We start from the raw sequence: 17,844 nt of genomic DNA on the forward strand, positions 1-17,844 counted from the left end.
ACAATCTGGTTCGAATCCCCAAGCTCACGGCCGCCTGACCCGGCTCCCACGGATCGACAGATCACCTGACGCCGCCAGACTTTCCAGTGATCGGGCCCCGCCAAGGCCAAAAACTCCGCAGTGAGGAGTTCTTCAGCAGTCTGCTAGAGATCGGCGCCGACCGCATCGGCGACCGAGGCGAAGCAGTCGCGGGCAAGCAGGCCGGCCAGCTCATCCTTGATGCGGCGGACAAGCGGCGGGCCCTCGTAGACCAGCATCGAATAGAGCTGCACCAGGGTCGCACCGGCGCGGATCTTGGCATAGGCGTCGGCGCCCGAGCCAACGCCGCCGCAGCCGACCAGCGGGAACTGGCGTTCGACCCGCAGTGCCGTCTTGCGCAGCACCTCGGTCGACAGCGCCGTCAGCGGCGCGCCCGACAGGCCGCCGGTCTCGCCGCGCCGCGCCGCGCGCAGCGACGCCGGGCGCGACAGGGTGGTGTTGCCGACGATGATGCCGTCCATCCGCAGGTCGCGGCAGACGGCGACGATGTCGTCGAGGTCGTCGTCCGTGGCGTCGGGCGCGATCTTCACCAGCAGCGGCACCGGCTTGGCGGCGATCGCATCCTGCATCCGCTTCAGCAGGTCGGCGAGCTGGGCGCGGCCTTGCAGGTTGCGCAGGCCCGGCGTGTTGGGCGAGGACACGTTGCAGACGAGATAGTCGGCGAACGGCGCCAGCGCGGCCGCGCAGGTCACATAGTCGGCGGCGCGATCGGTGCTGTCCTTGTTGGCGCCGACATTGACGCCGACGAAGCCCTGTCGCGGTCTCGCCCTCAGCCGTGGCAGCGCCGCATCCAGGCCATGCCCGGGAAACCCCATGCGGTTGATCACACCGCGATCCTCGGGCAGGCGGAACAGGCGCGGCCGCGGATTGCCTTCCTGAGGCCGGGGCGTGACGCTGCCGATCTCGACGAGACCGAAGCCCAGGCCGAGCAGCGCATCTGGCACTTCGGCATTCTTGTCGAAGCCCGCCGCCAGGCCGATCGGGTTGGGCAGGCTGCGGCCCCAGACCTGCACGGCGAGCGCTGGCGGATCGGGCCGGCGGTCGCGCGGCACCAGCCCGCTTTTCAGGGAGCGGATGGCGAGGCCATGCGCGTCCTCGGCATCGAGGCGCGACAGCAGGAGATCAGCGGCACGGTACCAGCCCATGCCGTCTGGTTAGCAGAGGTTCGCTGTGGAGCGTTGCGCTTTAGCGCATGTTGCCGCCGGTTTGCGGGCGCAATCCCATGGCGTCGCTGAACAGTACCGGGAACAGCTCGCGGAAGAGCTCGCCCAGGCGCGGATCGTCCGGACCGGTGGCAGCGGTCCAGGCCGTGGCCTGCGACAGGGCCTGGTCGTTGCGGCAATAGACGGCGAACACGTTGACGCGGCTGGGCGTGCCGGTCCTGAGGCGCGGCGTGGCGCCGGCGCAGACCGACGGCGCACCGAAGTCACCGGCCGCGTCGAACACCAGCACCAGCCGGTAATCGGGGCGCGGCCGCTCGGACGGCACGTCGTAGGTGAAGGTGAGCCGCGGCTGGGGCTTGGCGGCCTGCATCTGGGCCAGCAGCGGGCCGGCGGCCGAGTCGACCGTCGCGCCCGGGAAGGGCGTCCCGGCCAGCACGACGCGGAAGGGCTTGCCGTCGGCGGCGTTGAAGAACTCGCGGTAGTCGTATTGCGTGGCGTAGTCGACGCTGCCGATCGTGGCGGCGAACGCCGCGACGGGCAGCAGCGCGGCAGCAACCGCCGCGATCTTCTTCAGCAAAGTCATCTCAGACATCCAGGTTAGACATCGAGGTCTTGGGCGAACTTGGCGTTCTCCTGGATGAAAGCGTAACGCTTCTCCGGCTTACGGCCCATCAAATCCTCGACAAGAGTTCGTGTGAGCATGGCCTCGCGCCGGTCGTCGGTGTCGGCGCCGACCGGCACGTCGACCTTGAGCAGCACGCGCTTGGCCGGGTCCATCGTGGTCTCGCGCAGATGCACCGATTGCATCTCGCCCAGGCCCTTGAATCGCGTGATATCGGCCTTGCCGCCGAACGTGGTGCGCAGCAGTTCGTCTTTCTGGGCGTCATCCTGGGCGTATTCGGTCTTGCCGCCCTTGGTGATGCGATAAAGCGGAGGTTGCGCGAGGAAGAGATGGCCGTTCTCGATCAGCTTCGGCATCTCGCGATAGAAGAAGGTCATCAGCAGCGAGGCGATGTGTGCGCCGTCGACGTCGGCGTCGGTCATGATGATCACGCGCTCGTAGCGCAGCCGGTCGTCGTTGTAGTGCGCGCCGGTTCCGCAGCCCAGCGCCTGGATCAGGTCCTGCACTTCCTGGTTTTCGCGCAGCTTGTCGGCCGACGCTGAGGCCACGTTCAGGATCTTGCCGCGCAACGGGAGGATCGCCTGGGTCTCGCGATTGCGCGCCGCCTTGGCCGAGCCGCCGGCCGAATCGCCCTCGACCAGGAAGATCTCGGTGCCGTCGGCCGCGGTGTTGCTGCAGTCGGCGAGCTTGCCGGGCAGGCGGAGCTTGCGGGTCGCGGTCTTGCGCTGCTGCTCGCGATCCTGCTTGCGGCGCAGCCGCTCCTCGGCCTTGCCGATCACATGCTCCAGCAGGACGGTGCCGGCTTCCTTGTCGCCAACCAGCCAGTGCTCGAAATTGTCGCCGATGATCGCTTCGACCAGCTTGGTCGCCTCGACGCTGACCAGCTTCTCCTTGGTCTGGCCCTGGAACTGCGGCTGCTCGATGAACACCGAGACCAGGCCGGCGGCGCCGTCGATGACATCATCGGCGGTGATGATCCCGCCCTTGCGGTTGTTCGTCAGCTCGGCGTAGCGCTTCAGGCCGCGGACCAGGGCGCTGCGGAAGCCCGATTCGTGGGTGCCGCCCTCGGCGGTCGGCACGGTGTTGCAGTAGGAGCGGACGAAGCCTTCCTCGTCGTTCGGCCACCACACCGCCCATTCGACCTTGCCGCCGGCGGTACCATTGGTCTCGCTCTTGGCCTCGCCAGCGAAGGGTTGCGGCACCACGGTCGGCCGCGCGCCGATCTCCGAGACCAGGTAGTCCTTCAGCCCGCCCTCGAAGTGGAACGATTCCTCCTCGGGCACCGAGCCGTCCTTGGGCAGCAGGCTCTTGTCGCAGCGCCAACGGATCTCGACGCCGCGGAACAGGTAGGCCTTCGAGCGCGCCATGCGGTACAGCCGCTCGGGCTGGAACTGCTGCTTGCCGAAGATCTCGGTATCGGGATGGAAGGTGACGGTCGTGCCGCGCCGGTTGGGAGCGGGGCCGTTGGACTTGAGCTTCGACACGGGCTTGCCGCGCGAGAAGGTCTGGACCCAGGATTGCCGGTCGCGCGCCACCTCGACGACGAGCTCGTCCGAGAGCGCATTGACCACTGACGCGCCGACGCCGTGCAGGCCGCCCGATGTCGCGTAGACCTTGCTGTTGAACTTGCCGCCCGAATGGAGCGTGGTGAGGATGACCTCCAGCGCCGACTTGTTCTTGAACTTGGGATGCGGGTCGACCGGCATGCCGCGGCCGTTGTCGCGGATCAGCACCTTGTTGCCGGCCTGCATCTCGACATGGATGGTGTCGGCATGGCCCGCCACGGCTTCGTCCATGGCGTTGTCCAGCACCTCGGCGACGAGATGGTGCATCGCCCGCTCGTCGGTGCCGCCGATATACATGCCGGGGCGCTTGCGGACGGGCTCCAGCCCCTCCAGCACCTCGATGTCGCGCGCGGTGTAGGAATTGTCCTTGGAGGCGGCACGCTTGCCGCCGGACCGTTCGAACAGGTCGTCGTTGTTCTTTGCCATGGTTCTTGTCTTCGTCGGCGGCAATTGAGGGGGTCGTCGATGGCCGCTCCGCCCTCGGATATGGTAGGAAAACCCGCGAAAATCAACCACATCCGGTGGGGAACTCATGTCCGAATCGCCGCGCGACCCGATCATCCGCACGGTACCGCAGCCTGCCGACATGAACGGAAATGGCGACATTTTCGGCGGCTGGGTGCTGTCGCAGATGGATATCGCCGGCGGCACCCTGGCGGCCCGGGTGGCGCACGGCCGGGTGGCGACCGTGGCGATCACGGCGATGACCTTCGTGCAGCCGATCAAGGTCGGCGACCTGGTGTCGATCTACGGCGAGGTGAGCAAGATCGGCCGGACCTCGATCACCATCGACCTCGAGACGGTGGTGCAGCGCCGGCTCGATCCGACACCCATTCAGGTGACGCACGGCACCTTCGTGTTCGTGGCCATCGACGACGACGGCAAGCCACGGCAAGTAAGGCCATGAAGCTCGCTGCCCTCGCGGCTGCCATGGTCCTGGCGCCCACGTTTGCCACGGCCCATCCGCACGTGATCATTTCGCAGGCGGTGCGCGTGATCGAGGAGCAGGGCGCCTACACACAGGTCGAGATCGAATGGCGCTTCGATCCTTATGCGAGCGAGGACGAGATTCCCGCGATCGACGAGGACAAGGACGGCAAGATCTCGCCCGAGGAACTCGCGCTGCTGGTGCGCGACACCATGCCGAGCCTGCAGCAGTTCGGCTTCCAGACCTGGCTGAACACCGGCGACAACGACTTTCAGCCCCGGACGACCAGCGTCTTCACCGCCGCGATCGAGAACCCCGCGACCTTCAAGCCGCCCGAATGGGATCGCACGGCTGGCGACGGCGAGAAGATGCCCGAGAACAAGCGCCAGGAGCAGCCCGCCGATCCCGCCGCGGGCCCGCCGCGCAACCTGGTCTACACGTTCCGCTTCACGCTGCCGCAGCCCGCCCGGACCTTCACCATCACGACCTACGACGTCGACGACATGATCCGCTTCGAGGTCGACAAGGCGTCGCTGCCGGCGCAGTGCGCGCTCGACAAGCATCCGACCTACAAATCGGAGTTCGTTCCCGGACAGCCGGTGCATGCGGACAGGGTGACGTGCCGCCTTCCTTGACGCCGCCGGCACCCGCGTACCGTCCGTGGCTCGGCATCTTCTTCATGTGCGTGGCCTGCGCGCTGTTCCCGGTCCAGAACGCCTTCGTGAAGCTGCTGACCGGCATCTATCCCTTCCAGCAGGTCGTGTGGGTCCGGCTCGCCGTGCATCTCGCCCTGATGTGCGTCGTCTTCCTGCCGCGTCGCGGTTCGGCGCTCCTGCGCACCAGGGCACCCATGCAGCAGGTGATCTGCTCGGTGGGGCTGCTCGGCTCGACGCTCTTCTTCTTCAGCTCGGCAAAGTACATCGGCGTCACGGAGGCGATCGCCATCTCGTTCGTCGCGCCGCTCGCCGTGACCTTCCTCGCCTGGCCGCTGCTCGGTGAGCGCATCACGTTCCTGCGGCTGGCGTCGGTCGTGATCGGCTTTGCCGGCGTGATGATCGTCATCCGCCCCGGCAGCGCGGTCTTCCAGTGGGCCTCGCTGATGATGCTCGCGAGCGCCATTTTCTACGCGATCTACCAGATCGTCGTCCGACGGGTCGCCGCCGTCGACTCGCCGGCGACCACGGCCTTCTATTGCGCGCTCGGCTGCACGCTGGTGACGTCATTCGTCGTGCCGTTCCATTGGCGGACGCCGGACAACTGGCTCGACCTGGCGATGATGGTGTCCCTGGGCATCTCGGGCGGCTTCGGCCACTACTGCGTGGCGCGAGCCTTCAGTTACGCGCCGGCCAACCTGATCGCGCCCTTGAACTACACGCAGATGATCGGCTCGGTCGCGATCGGTTACCTGATGTTCGCGGAGATCCCGGATTTCTATACTTGGCTCGGCAGCGCCGTGATCATCGCTGCCGGCCTGCTCGTGGGATGGCAGGGCCGCCGAAAGAGTGCCTGAAGGAGGAGAGCATGCCGTATCTCGTCGCGTCAGATCTGCCGAAGGAGTCGGCCGGCGCCCGCTTCCGGGCATTGCTCGGGCGTCCCGGCATCCTGCCGATGCCCGGCACGCACAACGGCCTCGCCGCCCTGCAGGCCAAGAAGGCGGGCTTCGAGGCGATCTACCTCTCGGGCGCGGCCATGTCGGCATCGATGGGCTTGCCCGACCTCGGCGTCATCACGGTCGACGAGGTCTGCTTCTTCATCCGCCAGGTCACGCGGGCGAGCGGCCTGCCGCTGCTGGTCGACGGCGACACCGGCTACGGCGAGGCGCTGAACGTCATGCACATGGTCCGCGCCTTCGAGGAGGCAGGGGCGGGCGCCGTCCATATCGAGGACCAGCTTCTCCCCAAGAAGTGCGGCCATCTCAACGACAAGAAGCTCGCCGAGCCGCACGACATGGCGGCCAAGGTCCATGCCGCCGCCAAGGCGCGGCGCGACCTGGTGATCGTCGCCCGCACCGATGCCGCGGCGAGCGAGGGCATTGACGGCGCGGTCGCCCGCGCCAGGCGCTACCTCGAGGCCGGCGCCGACGCGATCTTCCCCGAGGCGCTGATCAACGCCGAGATGTTCCGCGCCTTCGCCCAGGCGATGCCGGGCGTCAAGCTGCTCGCCAACATGACCGAGTTCGGCCGCACGCCATTCTTCACCGCCTCGGAGTTCGAGGCAATGGGCTATCGCATGGTGATCTGGCCGGTGTCGGCCTTCCGCGTCGCCAACAAGGCGCAGGCCAAGCTCTACGCCGCCATCAAGCGCGACGGCGGCGCCCAGAACATGATCGGCGAGATGCAGACCCGCGCCGAGCTCTACGAGACGATCGGCTATCACCAGTACGAGGCGTTGGACGCCTCGATCGTGCAGACGGTCGTCCCGCAGGGCATGCCGCAGCGTTAGAGTCCGAGGCTCGAAAGATCCGGGGCGCGACGGTGGAAGTCGGTCGCGTCCTGGAATGCCTTGCCGAGCTTCAGCACGTCGGCTTCGGCGTAGGGCTTGCCGACGATCTGGATGCCGACCGGCAGCCCGCCCGAGAAGCCGCTGGGCATCGCTAGCGCACACAGGCCGAGGTAGTTGCCCGGCCGCGTCAGGTAGCCCGGGATCGGCGAGGTCTCCTCGACCTCCGACAGCGGGATCGCCGGCACCGCATTGGTCGGGACCAGCAGGGCGTCGTAGGGCTTCATCCACTGGGCGAACTCGGCGCGGCGCTGCTTCATGCGGCGCAGCTCCTCGGCATAGGCGCCCGGCAGGAAGTGCCTGCCGAGCAGCGCACGGCCGCGCACGCCGGGGCCGATCGGCTTGCTCATGTCCTCGATCCAGTCGCGGTGCAGGGAGAACATCTCCGACGTCGAGATCGTACCCGCCGCCTGCGCCATGTCGAAGAACCACGAAGGCAGGCGCACCGCCTCGACCGTCGCGCCCAGGCTCTCGAAGGTGCGCGCCGCCGTCTGCCAGGCCCGTGTCACGTCGGGATGCATGAAGTCCGGCAACTGCTTCGAATCCGGAACCGCGATGCGCAACCCCTCGATCGAGCCGCCCTTGGTCGCCAGGGTGAAATCCTCCAGCGGCTGGTCGAGCGTCGTCGGGTCGCGTGGATCGGGTGCGGCCAGCGCATTCAACAAAAGGGCGCAGTCCTCGACGCTGCGTGCCATCGGGCCGATCGAATCGAGCGTCCAGCTCAAGAGCATCGTGCCGTGCAGGCTGATGCGGCCGAAGGTGACCTTCAGGCCCACGAGCCCGTTGAATGCGCAAGGGATGCGCACCGACCCGCCGGTGTCGCTGCCGATGCCGGCCGGCGCCAGGCGAGCGGCAACCGCCACACCGGTGCCGCTCGACGAGCCGCCCGCCGTGCGATGGGTCTCGAGGTCCCACGGATTGACCGGCGCACCCATCAGCGGGTTGGTGCCCCAGCCGCCGAAAGCGAACTCGACCATGTGCAGCTTGCCGAGCGGGAACATGCCCGCGGCCGTCAGCCGCTCGACCGTGGCCGAGGTCTCGGTCGCGACCCGCTTCTCCCACATCTTCGAGCCGCCGGTGCCGACGCGGCCCTTGATGTCGCACAGGTCCTTGTAGGCCATCGGCAAGCCGTGCAGCGGCCCGAGCGGAAAGCCTCCCGCGCGCGCGGTGTCGGCGGCGTCGGCCATTGCGCGCGCTTCCTCGACGTAGACCTCGTTGAAGGCATGCAGCTTGCCGTCCGCCCTGGCGATCCGGACAAGCAGGGCTTCGGCGATCTCGCGCGAGGAGAACTTCTTGGCGGAGAGGCCCGCTGCCAGCTCCGTCAGGGTCAAGTCATGCAGTCCGCCGCTCATCAGTAGGTCGCCCTTCCGCCGGAGAGATCGAACGCCGCGCCGGTCGCGAAGGTGCAGAGCGGGGAGGCGAGCCACGCCACCATCTCGGCCACCTCGTCGACTTCGCCGAAGCGGTTCATCGGGATCTTGGACAGCATGTACTGGATGTGCTGCTCGGTCATCTGGCTGAACAACTCTGTCTTCACCACCGCCGGCGCCACGCAGTTCACCAGCACGCCGCTCGTCGCAAGTTCCTTGCCAAGCGACTTGGTCAGCCCGATCACGCCGGCCTTCGAGGCCGAGTAGGCCGAAGCGTTGGGGTTGCCTTCCTTGCCCGCGACCGAGGCGATGTTGACGATGCGGCCCCAGCCGCGTTTGACCATGCCCGGCGCGACCGCGCGGTTGCTCAGGAACACGCCGGTCAGGTTGATGTCGAGCACCTGCTTCCAGGCATCGACCGGATACTGGATGACCGTTGCGTTGGGCCCGGTAATGCCCGCGCTGGCGACGAGGATGTCGGGCGCCGCGAGATCCTTCTCGGTCTTGGCCAGTGCAACATTGATTGATTGTTCGCTCGTGACATCGACCTCGACGGCGATCGCATCGCCGAGCGACGCGGCCGACTGCTTCGCACGGTCCATGTCGCGGTCCCACAGCGCCACCCGGCCTCCGCCGGCGGCGATTTTCGCAGCGCAGGCGAGGCCGATTCCGCGCGCGCCGCCGGTTACCACGGCGGTGCGGCCCTTGAACATGTCGGACGCCATGCTTCCTCCCCTAAACGCTTGAATTGACGCAGTTTCCGCATCATATCGGAGGGACATGCCCTCCGACAAACCCGCGTCCATCGACGCCACACTCGAGCTGCTCAAGAGCGGCAACTACATTGCCGACCGCAGCCTCGCGACCGTCTTGTATCTCGCGCTGAAGCTCGGCCGCCCCTTGTTCTGCGAAGGCGAGGCCGGCGTCGGCAAGACCGAAATCGCCAAGGTGCTGGCCGCGACGCTGAAACGTCCGCTGATTCGCCTGCAATGCTACGAAGGCCTCGACGTCAATTCGGCGGTTTACGAGTGGAACTACTCGCGCCAGATGATCGAGATCCGCCTCGCCGAGGCGCAGGGCGTGCAGGATCGCCGCGAGCTCGAATCGGATATCTTCGACGAGCGCTTCCTGATCCGTCGTCCGCTTCTCGAAGCGCTGCAGCCGCACGCCGAGGGCGCGCCGATCCTGCTGATCGACGAGCTGGACCGCACCGACGAGCCGTTCGAGGCCTACCTGCTCGAGGTGCTGTCCGACTTCCAGGTCACGATCCCGGAGCTCGGCACGATCAAGGCCGCGCAAACGCCGATCGTGATCATCACGTCCAACCGCACGCGCGAGATCCATGACGCGCTGAAGCGCCGCTGCTTCTACCACTGGGTCGACTATCCCGACCTCAGGCGCGAGCTGGAGATCCTCACGGTGAAGGCGCCGGGCGCCAGCGAGCGGCTGTCGCGCCAGGTCGTCGGCTTCGTCCAGGAGCTGCGCAAGCTCGACCTGTTCAAGTCTCCAGGCGTCGCCGAATCGATCGACTGGGCGACGGCGCTTTCGGAGCTGAACACGCTCGATCTCGATCCCAGGAGCGTCAACGATACGCTGGGCGTGCTGCTGAAGTACCAGGACGACATCCAGCGCCTGCAGGGCTCGGAAGCCGCCGACATCCTGCGCAAGGTCAAGGCCGACATCGCGGCGGAGCCGTTGGGGTAGTCGTGATGCTCCCCCCGTCGTCCCGAGCGGAGCGAAGCGAAGTCGAGGGACCTGTTCTTTGTCGCGCCTGCCACAAGACAAGGTCCCTCCACTGCGCCTCGCTGCGCTCGGCTCCGGTCGGGACGACGGCGACGGGGTAGGCGATGGACAAGCTCGCCACCAACATCGTCCATTTCGCCCGCACCTTGCGCACGGCGGGCCTCAGGGTCGGTCCCGGCCAGGTGCTGCGCGCCGTCGAGGCGGTCGAGACCGCCGGCCTCAAGAAGCGCGACGACTTCTACTGGACGCTACACTCGGTGTTCGTGAACCGCCGCGACCAGCGCGAGATCTTCGACCAGGCCTTCCACGTCTATTGGCGCAATCCGCGCCTGCTCGAGAAGATGATGGAGATGCTGCTGCCGCAGGTCTCCGTCCCGGAGGATCCGGAGAAGCGCAAGGAGTTGAGCCGCCGCCTGCAGGACGCTTTGTCGCCGGGGCAGGGCGAGGCGCCGAAGGGCGAGGACGAGCCGCCCGAGGTCGAGATCGAGGCGACCTTCACCGTTTCCGATCGTGAGGTCCTGCAGCACCGCGACTTCGAGCAGATGACCCAGGCCGAGATCGACGAGGCGCTGAGGGCGATCGCCCGCATGCGCCTGCCGGTGCCCGAGCGCAAGACCCGCCGCCACGAGTCGGCCCGCCGCGGCCCGCGGGTCGATTTCCGCGCCACGCTGCGCAGGGCTCTGCGGCCCGAGGGTCTGATCGAGCTGCGCAAGCGCAAGCCGCGCCGCCGGCCGCCGCCATTGGTGATCCTGTGCGACATCTCCGGCTCGATGGCGCGCTACACGCGGATGTTCCTGCACTTCATGCACGCGATCACCAACGATCGCGACAGGGTTTTTTGCTTCACTTTCGGCACCCGGCTGAACAACGTCACGCGGGCCCTGCGTTATAGGGACGTGGATATAGCGCTGGCCAAAGCCTCGCAACAGGTGGAAGATTGGTCCGGCGGCACGCGCATCGGCCAGGCGCTGCACGAGTTCAACAACAAATGGTCGCGGAGGGTGTTGGGCCAGGGCGCCGTCGTCTTGTTGATCACGGACGGGCTCGATCGCGAAGGCGCGGCCGGGCTCACCGAGGAGATGGAGCGCCTGCACAAATCCTGCAGCCGCCTCATCTGGCTGAACCCGCTCTTGCGATACGGGGCCTATGAACCCAAGTCCCAGGGCAACAAGGCGATGCTGCCCCATGTCGACGAATTCCGGCCGGTGCACAATCTCGAAAGCCTGGCTGGGCTGATTGCCGCGATCGACACCCATCCGTCAGTGGCCGGCGACCGCCGGCTGGCGAATTGGCAGACCGAATTGCGCAAGGAGTAGACCATGAGCGATGCGCTGGAAGTTCTCGATCAGGTCGGCAGATGGAAGGCGGACGGCAAGGGCGTCGCCGTGGCCACCGTGATCGTCACCTGGGGTTCCTCGCCGCGGCCCGTCGGCAGCCAGCTCGGCGTCGACGATGCCGGCAACATGGTGGGCTCGGTGTCCGGCGGCTGCATCGAAGGCGCCGTCGTCAAGGAAGCGCTCGATGCGATCAAGGACGGCAAGCCGCGGCTGCTCGATTTCGGCGTCACCGACGAGCAGGCCTGGGATGTCGGCCTCGCCTGCGGCGGCAAGGTCCAGGTCTTCGTCGAGAAGGTGAACTGATGAAGGCCGAAACCCTCGCTGCCCTGCAGGACGCGCGGGCCAAGCGGCGGGCGGTGGCGCTCGCCACCCGCCTCAGCGATGCGGCCGAAGCGCTGGTCTACCGCGACGACGCCAAGGGCGAGCTCGCCGGCGACGCTGCCATCGTGTCGGCGGCGCACCGGGCCATGGATATCGGCAAGAGCGAGACCGTCGACATCGGCGGCGCCAAGATCTTCCTCAACGTGTATGTGCCGCCGCCGCGATTGATCATCGTCGGCGCGGTGCATATCGCGCAGTCGCTGGCGCCGATGGCGACCATGCTCGAGTTCGACGTCACCGTGGTCGATCCGCGCGGCGCCTGGGCGACCACCCAGCGCTTCCCCGGCGTGAAGGTGATCAAGGACTGGGCCGACGAGGCCTTCCAGGAGATGGGCCTCGATGTCTCGACCGCCGTCGTGACCCTGACCCACGATCCCAAGCTCGACGACCCGGCGCTCGAATCGGCGCTGAAGTCCGACGTCTTCTATGTCGGCGCTCTGGGCAGCAAGCGCACCCACGCCAAGCGCAAGGAGCGCCTCAGCGAAGTCGGCATCACCGACGAGATGTTCGCGCGCATCCATGGGCCGGTCGGCCTGAACATCGGTGCCAAGTCGCCGGCGGAGATCGCCGTGTCGATCCTCGGCCAGATCATCGAGGTGCGGGCGCGCCGTCTCGAGGCACTCTCTGCGCCGAAGGTGGCGGCAGCGTGAGGTTCGGCGACACTCCGATCGACGAGGCTACCGGCGCCATCCTGGCGCACAGCTGGCGTGCGAACGGAGTCAACTTTTCCAAGGGCCGGCGGCTGTCGGCCGAGGACGTCGCCAAGCTCAAGACGGCCGGCGCCTCGAGCGTGGTCGCCGCCCGCCTGGAGCCGGGCGACATCCACGAGGACCACGCGGCCGAATCGGTCGCGCGGGCACTCGCCGGCGGCGGCATCGAGATCACCGCGCCGTTCACTGGTCGCTGCAACCATTTCGCCAAGGAAGCCGGCGTGGCGGTGATCGACCGGCAACGGGTCGATGCGCTGAACGAGCTGGATGAATCGGTAACCGTCGCGACCCTGCCGCCCTATGCACGCGTGACGCCGCGCCAGATGGTGGCGACGGTGAAGATCATCCCCTATGCCGCGCCGCGCGCCGCCGTCGACCGCGCGATCAAGGTCGCCAAGGCGAGCAACCAGCCGATGGTCTCGGTGGCGCCGTTCAAGCCGATGCGCGCCGGCCTGGTGCAGACCAAGCTGCCAGGCACGCGCGACAAGGCGCTCGACAAGGCGGTGACCACGACCGGCAAGCGCCTGACGTCGCTCGGCAGCACGCTGGTCGGCGAACGCCGCGTCGATCACGACGCCGCCGCGATCGCCGAGGCGCTCAAGGAACTGAAGAAGGAGGGTTGCGACATCTATCTGGTCGCCGGTGCCTCCGCGATCGTCGACCGCCACGACGTGGTGCCGTCGGGCATCGAGCAGGCCGGCGGCAACGTCATCCATTTCGGCATGCCGGTCGATCCGGGCAACCTGCTGCTGACCGGCGAGCTCGACGGCAAGCCGGTGCTCGGCCTGCCGGGCTGCGCCAAGTCGCCCAAGTACAACGGCTTCGACATGGTGCTCGAGCGGCTCGCCGCCGGGCTGCCGGTCGGCCGCGCCGAGATCGTGAAGATGGGGGCGGGCGGCCTGCTCGCCGAGATCTCCACCCGGCCGCAGCCGCGCGACGACGAAGGCGAGGAGGCGGGGCCGCAGGCCGCGCCGCGCGTTGCCGTGCTGCTGCTCGCTGCCGGCCGCTCGACGCGCATGGGCGGCCCCAACAAGCTGCTGCAGGAGACCGACGGCGCACCGCTGGTGGTGCATGCGGCGACGGCGGCACTCGCCTCGCAGGCGGTCGAGGTCGTTGTCGTGCTGGGCCACATGGCGGATCAGGTGAGGGCCGCGATCGAGCAGGCCATCGGCACGAACGCCAAGCTCCGTTTCGTCACCAACCCCGACTTCGCCGACGGCCTCAGCACCTCGGTGCGCACCGGCATTGCCGCGCTGGGCGGGGACGTTGACGCCGCGATCGTCCAGCTCGGCGACATGCCCGGCGTCAACTCGATGCTGCTCGACCGCCTGATGGCCGCGTTCAGCCCGGTCGAGGGCCGCTCGATCTGCGTGCCGACTGTCGGCGGCAAGCGCGGCAATCCGGTCCTGTGGGACCGCCGTTTCTTCGCCGAGATGGCCAAGGTGTCGGGCGACACCGGCGCCAAGCACCTGATCGGCGAGCACACCGACCTGGTTTGCGAAGTCGAGATGAGCGGCGAGGCCGCGATCACCGACATCGACACGCCCGAGGCGCTGGCGGCGTGGCGCGCGCGCCCTCTGTCATCCTGAGCGAAGCGAAGGATCTCATGACGCTTCCATCACTTCATGTCGGCATTCCATCACGAAGAACCGCATTGAGGTCCTTCGCTGCGCTCAGGACGACAAGGCCATGACCTTCGACATCGCCAAGGTCCGGCGTCAGTTCCCGATCCTGTCCGAGATCATCGACGGCAGGCCGGTGCATTACCTCGACAACGGCGCCTCGGCGCAGACGCCGCTCGCCGTGATCGACGCGGTGCGGTCCTACGAGACCACCAGCCGCGCCAACGTGCTGCGCGGCGTTCATCGCCTGGCCGAGCGCGCGACCGAGCTCTACGAGAATGCCCGCGCCGATGTGGCGAGGTTCCTCGGCGTGGAGCCGATGGAGATCGTCTTCACCGGCGGCTGCACCGCGGCGATCAATCTCGTCGCCTACTCATACGGCCCGCTCCTCAAGCGCGGCGACCGCGTCCTGATCTCCGAGCTCGAACACCATTCCAACATCGTGCCGTGGCAACTCCTGCGGCAACGGAGCGGCATCGAGCTCGACATGCTGCCCGTGACGACCGACGGCCAGATCGATCTCGGCGCATTGTCGAAGATGCTGACCTCCGAGACCAGACTGATCTCGCTCGCCCATGTCTCCAACGTCACCGGCGCGCTGCTCGACGTGCGCAAGGTCGTGGAGGCGGCGAAGGCGGTCGGCGCCAAGGTGATGCTCGACGGCGCCCAGCGCGCGCCGCACGGGCCGCTAGACCTCAAGGCGCTCGGTGTCGATTTCTACGTCTTCGCCGGCCACAAGGCGTACGGCCCCAACGGCATCGGCGTGCTGTGGGCCAGGCCGGAGCTGCTGGACGCCATGCCGCCGTTCCATGGCGGCGGCTCGATGATCGGCCGCGTGACCCTCGCCGAGACGACCTGGGCGCCGCCGCCGCGCCGCTTCGAGGCCGGGACGCCGCCGATCGGACCCGCGATCGGCCTGGGGGCCGCCTGCAACTGGATGGCGGCGCTCGACTGGACGGCGACCCACGAGCACGAGATGGGCCTGGTGCAGCGCGTGCTCGACGGCCTGCAGAAGATCGACGGCACGCAGATCCTGGGCCCGGCCAGCCTGCAGAACCGCTATCCGGTCGTGTCCTTCTTGCTCGACGGCGTGCACCCGCACGACGTGGCGCAGACCCTCGATTCGTTCGGCGTCGCGGTGCGCGCCGGCCATCACTGCGCCCAGCCGCTGATGGACCGCTTCGATCTCGACGGCACGACGCGCGTGTCGATCGCGCCCTACAACGACAACAGCGATATCGACGTCCTGCTGACGGGCGTGAGGCATGCGGCGACCACCCTGCGATGAGTGAGTATCAGTCATCAGAGCTTTACCAGGCGCGCATCGTTGCGCTCGCCAAGTCGAAGACGGGCGCCGGCAAGCTGGCGTCGCCGACCAAATCGGCGCGCCGCGACAACCCGCTGTGCGGCGATCGGGTGACCATCGACGTCACGCTCGACAACGGTAAGATCGCGGAGATCGCCCACCAGGTCCGCGGCTGCCTGCTGTGCCAGGCGTCGGCCGCGGCGCTCGCCAAGACGGCCGTCGGTCGCGACGCGTCAGGCATCGCCGAGCTGCGCCACGACGCCGAGCGCGCGATCGGCCGCGAAGCGGGCAAGGCGCACGAGCCTTTCGACGCCTTCGAGCCGGTCGCCAGCCACAAGTCGCGGCACGAATGCGTGCTGCTGCCGTTCGAGGCCCTGAAGGACGCACTGTCTTAGCTGGGAGCGCGCCTGACTTTTCCCCGGAACCGCCCCGGTTGTGTCACAGTCCGCCTTCAGCTTAGCCGGCCACGACCCATGGGGGAGACGACATGCGCTGGTTGATCGTGGCCTTGGTGAGCCTGGTGGCGCTCCCGGCCTTTGCCCAAGATCTTGCACTCAAGCGCGTGATGCTCTCGTCGGGCGGCCTCGGCTACTTCGAGTACGAGGCTCCGGTCGACGGCGACGCCACGCTGAAGCTCACCGTCTCGCTCGACCAGGTCGACGACGTGCTGAAAAGCCTGGTGGTCTATGACGACAAGGGCGGCGTCGGCGGCCTCAGCCTGCCCGGCAAGGAGCCGCTGCGGCAGACCTTCAAGGACATGCCGTTCGACCAGAGCGCGTTCGAATCGCCGGCCAACCTGCTGGGCGCGCTGCGCGGCGCGCAGATCTCGGTCGGCGGCCCGCGCGCCATGTCCGGCCGCATCGTCTCGGTCGAGGAGGAGACGCAGACCCGCGATGACGGCAAGACCACGGTCAAGCGCACGCGCGTGGCGCTGTTCACCGACAACGGCATCCAGCAGTTCATCCTCGAGGACGCCGAGAACCTGCAATTCGCCGACGCAGCCCTGCGCGACAAGATCAGCCAGGCGCTGCTCGCCATCCAGGCCAACCGGGCCAAGGACGCGCGCACGCTCGAGCTGTCGGCGCGCGGGCAGGGCAAGCGCACCGTGCGGGTCGCCTACATCGTCACCGCGCCAGTGTGGAAAGCGTCGTACCGGCTGACCCTGCCGGCCGACGCGGCGGCGCCCAAGGCCGCCCTGCAGGGCTGGGCGACGGTCGAGAATCTGAGCGGCCAGGACTGGAAGGGCGTCGAGCTCACGCTCGTGTCCGGCCGGCCGGTCGCTTTCCATCAGGCGCTATACGAGGCCTACTACGTCACGCGCCCCGAGGTGCCGGTCGAAGTGGCGGGGCGGCTCAACCCGTTCATCGACCGCGGCGGCGTCACCGCAGCCGACGTCAAGCGCGCGGCGCCGGCCTTTGCCCCGCCGCCGGCCGCTCCACCGCCGGCTCCGGCGCCCGCGATGCGCACGCGGGAGGCCGAGATGATGGGCGGCAAGCCGATGTCCCAGGCGACCAATGTCGAGCAGGTCGAGGCCACCGATGCGGCGACGCAGGTGACCTTCAAGTTCCCGAGCCCCGTCACCGTCGCCAACGGCCGCACGCTGTCGATCCCCGTGATCGACCGCCAGGTGACGGCGCAGCGGCTGGCGCTGTTCCAGTCCGACACCGCCGCGCGCAATCCGATGGCGGCGGTGCGGCTCACCAACGACGGCGACACCGGCCTGCCGCCCGGCATCCTGACCATCTACGAGCGCGACAAGGCCGGCATGGTCGCCTATGTCGGCGATGCGCGGCTCTCGGCCTTCCCGATCGGCGAGAAGCGGCTGCTGGCCTATGCGCTGGACGAGAAGGTCACCGTCGAGCGCGACGGTGCCCAGACCTCGCGGCTGGCGACCGGCACCATCGCCGGCGGCGCGCTGAAGTACAGCCGCGTGATCCGCCAGACCTCGACCTATCGCGTGCACGGCCCGGCCAAGGAGCCGCGCCAGCTGATCATCATGCAGCGGAAGCTGCCCGGCTGGGACCTCACCAAGCCGGACGCCAAGGGGATCGAGATCAGCGAGGGCTACTACCGCATCCCGTTCCAGCTGCCCGGCGGCGACGTCACCCAGGTCGCCGAGGTGGCGCAGGAGCAGACCCAGCACCAGGAGCTCCGGCTGCTCGACACCGGCAGCGACCAGATCAAGGTGTTCGCGCAGGCGACAGAGTTCGATGCCAAGACCCGCGAGGCCCTGACCAGGATCCTGCAACTGCAGCAGACCGTCTCCGAGGCCGAGCGCAAGCTGGCGCAGGTCGACACCGAGCGGCAGCAGATCGTGCAGGAGCAGGCGCGGCTGCGCGACAATCTCGGCCGCGTGCCGGCCAACAGCGACCTGCAGCGGCGCTACCTCGCCACCCTCGACAAGCAGGAGACCGACCTCGAGGCGCTGGCCAAGCGGCGGGCCGACGCGGAGAAGGCGGTCGAGACCGCTCGCGACGCCCTACGCACCTACGTCACCCAGCTCGGGTGACCGGCGCGGTATCCTAACACCCTGAGGGGGAGGGGGTGTGCCGGCCGGAC

The 17,844-nt window shown here is 68.1% G+C and carries 17 protein-coding genes; 12 read left to right on the forward strand and 5 right to left on the reverse strand.

Annotation, left to right across the window (positions count from 1 at the left end):
• Window positions 1-143 precede the first annotated feature (143 nt).
• From J0J01_RS26770 to parE, 3 genes are read right to left on the reverse strand one after another with little or no spacing between them, the layout of a single operon-like run.
• Complete coding sequence (locus tag J0J01_RS26770; protein WP_296386381.1) at window positions 144-1,184, reverse strand: quinone-dependent dihydroorotate dehydrogenase; 1,041 nt, start codon at window positions 1,182-1,184, stop codon at window positions 144-146.
• A 40-nt stretch (window positions 1,185-1,224) separates the two neighbouring features.
• Window positions 1,225-1,785, reverse strand: coding sequence for a hypothetical protein (locus J0J01_RS26775; RefSeq protein WP_296386382.1), 561 nt, complete (start codon window positions 1,783-1,785; stop codon window positions 1,225-1,227).
• Window positions 1,786-1,799: 14 nt separating this feature from the next.
• Window positions 1,800-3,815, reverse strand: coding sequence for a DNA topoisomerase IV subunit B (gene parE, locus J0J01_RS26780; protein ID WP_296386384.1), 2,016 nt, complete (start codon window positions 3,813-3,815; stop codon window positions 1,800-1,802).
• 106 nt (window positions 3,816-3,921) lie between these two features.
• On the opposite strand from parE, the gene J0J01_RS26785 reads away from it, so the two are divergent.
• Genes J0J01_RS26785 through prpB form a run of 4 tightly spaced genes read left to right on the forward strand, consistent with a single transcriptional unit; the run spans window position 3,922 to window position 6,759 of the window.
• Window positions 3,922-4,296, forward strand: a complete 375-nt coding sequence (locus J0J01_RS26785; protein ID WP_296386386.1) for an acyl-CoA thioesterase — start codon at window positions 3,922-3,924, stop codon at window positions 4,294-4,296.
• Window positions 4,293-4,952, forward strand: coding sequence for a DUF1007 family protein (locus tag J0J01_RS26790; protein ID WP_296386388.1), 660 nt, complete (start codon window positions 4,293-4,295; stop codon window positions 4,950-4,952). Before J0J01_RS26785 ends, J0J01_RS26790 begins: the two co-directional genes overlap by 4 nt.
• Window positions 4,937-5,827, forward strand: coding sequence for a DMT family transporter (locus J0J01_RS26795; RefSeq protein WP_296386390.1), 891 nt, complete (start codon window positions 4,937-4,939; stop codon window positions 5,825-5,827). The genes J0J01_RS26790 and J0J01_RS26795 overlap by 16 nt, the downstream gene beginning before the upstream one ends.
• Before the next feature lie 11 nt (window positions 5,828-5,838).
• Window positions 5,839-6,759 (forward strand): methylisocitrate lyase, encoded by a 921-nt coding sequence (prpB, locus tag J0J01_RS26800; protein WP_296386392.1) that lies wholly within the window; start codon window positions 5,839-5,841, stop codon window positions 6,757-6,759.
• Here the strand turns inward: prpB and J0J01_RS26805 are convergent.
• Both J0J01_RS26805 and fabG read right to left on the reverse strand, forming a co-directional pair.
• Window positions 6,756-8,168 (reverse strand): amidase, encoded by a 1,413-nt coding sequence (locus J0J01_RS26805; RefSeq protein WP_296386394.1) that lies wholly within the window; start codon window positions 8,166-8,168, stop codon window positions 6,756-6,758. The two genes, prpB and J0J01_RS26805, sit on opposite strands and share 4 nt — an antisense overlap.
• Entirely contained in the window at window positions 8,168-8,911 is a 744-nt protein-coding gene (fabG, locus tag J0J01_RS26810; RefSeq protein WP_296386396.1) for a 3-oxoacyl-ACP reductase FabG, read from the reverse strand. Before fabG ends, J0J01_RS26805 begins: the two co-directional genes overlap by 1 nt.
• Before the next feature lie 55 nt (window positions 8,912-8,966).
• On the opposite strand from fabG, the gene J0J01_RS26815 reads away from it, so the two are divergent.
• The 8 genes from J0J01_RS26815 to J0J01_RS26850 all read left to right on the forward strand — a co-directional run bounded on the left by J0J01_RS26815 (window position 8,967) and on the right by J0J01_RS26850 (window position 17,794).
• Complete coding sequence (locus J0J01_RS26815) at window positions 8,967-9,890, forward strand: MoxR family ATPase (protein WP_296386398.1); 924 nt, start codon at window positions 8,967-8,969, stop codon at window positions 9,888-9,890.
• Window positions 9,891-10,033: 143 nt separating this feature from the next.
• A complete protein-coding gene (locus J0J01_RS26820; protein WP_296386400.1) occupies window positions 10,034-11,245 on the forward strand; it encodes a VWA domain-containing protein in 1,212 nt (403 codons plus the stop codon).
• Between the two features lie 3 nt (window positions 11,246-11,248).
• Window positions 11,249-11,569 carry an XdhC family protein gene (locus J0J01_RS26825; RefSeq protein WP_296386402.1) on the forward strand — a complete coding sequence of 107 codons (321 nt, stop codon included), beginning with the start codon at window positions 11,249-11,251 and terminating at the stop codon, window positions 11,567-11,569.
• Window positions 11,569-12,297, forward strand: a complete 729-nt coding sequence (locus tag J0J01_RS26830) for an XdhC family protein (RefSeq protein WP_296386404.1) — start codon at window positions 11,569-11,571, stop codon at window positions 12,295-12,297. The genes J0J01_RS26825 and J0J01_RS26830 overlap by 1 nt, the downstream gene beginning before the upstream one ends.
• A complete protein-coding gene (locus tag J0J01_RS26835; RefSeq protein WP_296386406.1) occupies window positions 12,294-13,946 on the forward strand; it encodes a molybdopterin-binding/glycosyltransferase family 2 protein in 1,653 nt (550 codons plus the stop codon). The genes J0J01_RS26830 and J0J01_RS26835 overlap by 4 nt, the downstream gene beginning before the upstream one ends.
• 100 nt (window positions 13,947-14,046) lie before the next feature.
• On the forward strand, window positions 14,047-15,267 hold the full coding sequence (locus J0J01_RS26840) for a SufS family cysteine desulfurase (protein ID WP_296386408.1): 1,221 nt from the start codon (window positions 14,047-14,049) through the stop codon (window positions 15,265-15,267).
• A complete protein-coding gene (locus tag J0J01_RS26845) occupies window positions 15,264-15,680 on the forward strand; it encodes an iron-sulfur cluster assembly scaffold protein (protein WP_296386411.1) in 417 nt (138 codons plus the stop codon). The genes J0J01_RS26840 and J0J01_RS26845 overlap by 4 nt, the downstream gene beginning before the upstream one ends.
• Before the next feature lie 92 nt (window positions 15,681-15,772).
• A complete protein-coding gene (locus J0J01_RS26850) occupies window positions 15,773-17,794 on the forward strand; it encodes a DUF4139 domain-containing protein (protein WP_296386412.1) in 2,022 nt (673 codons plus the stop codon).
• Window positions 17,795-17,844: the final 50 nt, after the last annotated feature.

It is taken from the genome of Reyranella sp. (assembly GCF_017305915.1).
Classification (GTDB): Bacteria; Pseudomonadota; Alphaproteobacteria; order Reyranellales; family Reyranellaceae; genus Reyranella.